The sequence below is a fragment of the Dietzia cercidiphylli genome (assembly GCF_014145145.1).
Taxonomy (GTDB): domain Bacteria; phylum Actinomycetota; class Actinomycetes; order Mycobacteriales; family Mycobacteriaceae; genus Dietzia; species Dietzia natronolimnaea.
This window is the reverse complement of the sequence record NZ_JAALEA010000551.1, coordinates 1-2559: the sequence shown is the minus strand read 5'-3', so window position 1 is coordinate 2559 and position 2559 is coordinate 1. Positions and strand designations below refer to the sequence as shown.

The window sequence follows — 2559 nt, the reverse complement described above, 5'->3', positions numbered from 1 at the left end:
CCTGCGGGGTCGAGCGGGCCGAGCCGGTGCCCGACGTGTGCCCGATCTGCGCCGATGAGCGCCAGTTCGTCCCCGCCGGCGGCCAGCGGTGGACCGACCCCGAGGCGTCGGCCGCGCGCGGCGCGCGCATCGAGTTCATGGAGCGCGAGGCGGACGTGATCAACCTGGTCCACCGGGACTGTCCCGGGATCGGGCAGAAGCCGGCGCTCATCCGCACCGACCACGGGAACGTGATGGTCGAGGCGCCGAACCACATCAGCGAGGAGGCCGTCGCGGCGGTGCGCGGATGGGGTGGCATCTCCGCCCTCATCGCCTCCCACCCGCACATGTACGGGGTCCAGTCACTGTGGTCGGCCGCCTTCGACGACGCCCCGGTCTACGTCTCCGCACCGGACGAGCACTGGCTCGGTCTGCGGCCCCGCAACACCGTGGTGTGGGGCGGCGGCCACCCGGGTGAGGAGATCGAGATCCTGCCGGGGGTCCGGGCCTCACAGCCCGGCGGCCACTTCCCCGGCAGCGCGGTGGTCCACTGGACCGCGCGCGACGGCCGGGGGGTGCTGTTCACGGGCGACACCATCGGCACCGTCGCCGATCCGCGCTGGGTCACGTTCATGCGTTCGTTCCCCAACTGGATGCCCCTGTCCGGCGCGGTGGTCCGGCGCATCGCCGAGCACGTCTCGCGCTACGACGTCGACCGGATCTACGCGAACTTCGGCGGCTGCGTCCCCCGCGACGCCGGCGCCGCCGTCCAACGCTCGGCCGAGCGGTACGCCAGGTGGGTCGACGGCGAGTACGACGCTCTCACTTAGGAGGTGGGTACGGACTCTGAGCCTTCTGCGGCTGTGATCTGCGCGAGTGCGCCGACGCCAACCAACGACGGCTCCTGAGGGCCGCTGTACTGGCATTCTCGGCGTCTACCATGGTCGGACCGGTAGACCTCGATCAAACCATGCTGGTCGGACTCGGACTCGACCGCTACGGCGCACGACGGACCGATGAGGTCGGATACGACAGGACCCGCGCCCGGAGGTCCGGAGGGTGGACACCGTGGACCACCGTCCCGATGCTCTACCTGCACGGCAGCGCCGACTGGTGTGCTCGCGGAGTGGACCCGGCTGGCGTCGGCCCTACCGGTCGGAAGCAGGGCGGAGTCCGTGCGGGACTCCGGTCACTTTCCGCAGGTGGAACAACTCGACCTGGTCGCACGCCTCGTCGAGGACTTCGTCGGCGCCCGGTGACGGGGGTACCCGCACCGCCCACCCTGATCGCGCTCTCCGCGGCCGAGGCCGACGCGTTGGTGGGACGGGTCGCGACGATTCCGCGCCACACCTGGGGGCGGGACGCAGGTGACGACCGGCCGGCGACCGCGAGTCAGGCTCCCGCCGTCTCGGCCTCAGCGAACCCCCATAGCCGTTCGGCGATCTCCGGATCCGAGGCCTCGGCGGTCCTTCCGATGAGCGTGGGCATCCCCCTGAGGTTCCGCAGCCCGTCCGGCCCGGTGTAGCTGCACGGCGGTAGCGGCCGGGTGGCGGCGAACATCGTGGTGAGCGCCGCCTGCGAGGCAGGCTGGGCGAACACCGAGCAGACGCGGGTGATCATCGTGTCGACCACGGCGTTCCCGCTGGCGTTGGTGATCCCGGTCGCCGCCCACCCGGGGTGCGTGAGCTGCACGTCGACCCCCGCCACCGCGGCCTCGGCCCGTCCGTCCCGCAACCGCCGGTCCAGCGCGAGCCCCCACAGCATGTCGCCGAGTTTGGACTGGGCGTAGGCCGCCGCGGGGGTCCACCGACGTCGGCGGAAGTGGGGGTCGTCGAGGTCGAAGGTCGCGGCCTTGTGCGCGTTGGACCCGACGATCACCACGCGGCGGCGGACACCCGGGAGGACGAGGTTCGTGAAGAGGAACGGGCCGAGAACGTTGACGCCGAGCAGCATCTCGACCCCGTCGGCGGTCTCGCGGCGTCGCGGCGTGATGGCACCGGCGTTGTTGACCAGCACGTCGATCGGCTCGGCCTCCCCGCCGCGCAGCTCGTCGGCGGCGCGTCGCACGCTCCCGAGCGAGGCCAGGTCCAACTCGACGACCCGGGACGGGCCCGGGAGCGAGTCCGCGACCTGGTGTCCTCGCCCGGTGTCCCGCACCGCCAGGACGACCCGGGCGCCGCGGTCCGAGGCGGATCGTGCGGTCTCCAGACCGACGCCGCTGGTCGCCCCCGTGATGAGCCACGTCTGGCCGGTCAGGTCCGGGATGTCGATGGTCTTGGTAGTCACCGGCACAGGCTACGTGCCGCGAGGTGCCCGTCAGTGGTGCTATGAGCAGGTTCATCGAGCGGGTCCCCTGGGCGGTCTGGTGACCCGACCCGATCCGGGGCGGCGTCGACCCGGCCCGGTTTATCCTCCGCTCATGCGCCCTTTCGCCACCCGCTCCCGCCGTCCGCTGGCCGCGGCGGTCGCGGCCCTCGTCGTCGTCTCCTCCGCGGTCCTCGCGCCGGCCACCGCCTCAGCCCAACCGGCACCGCGGTGGTCCGGACTGGACACCCGCCAGTGGGATCGCCCGATCCCCGC

At 72.4% G+C, this 2559-nt stretch carries 2 protein-coding genes; one reads left to right on the top strand and one right to left on the bottom strand.

The window, feature by feature from the left end; translation table 11 throughout:
* The coding region (locus G6028_RS17345) for an MBL fold metallo-hydrolase (RefSeq protein WP_182659605.1) at positions 1–809 on the top strand (809 nt) is incomplete at its 5' end.
* 562 nt (positions 810–1371) lie between these two features.
* On the opposite strand, the gene G6028_RS17340 is transcribed toward G6028_RS17345, so the two are convergent.
* A complete protein-coding gene (locus G6028_RS17340; RefSeq protein ID WP_182659604.1) occupies positions 1372–2265 on the bottom strand; it encodes an SDR family NAD(P)-dependent oxidoreductase in 894 nt (297 codons plus the stop codon).
* Between the last annotated feature and the right edge of the window lie 294 nt (positions 2266–2559).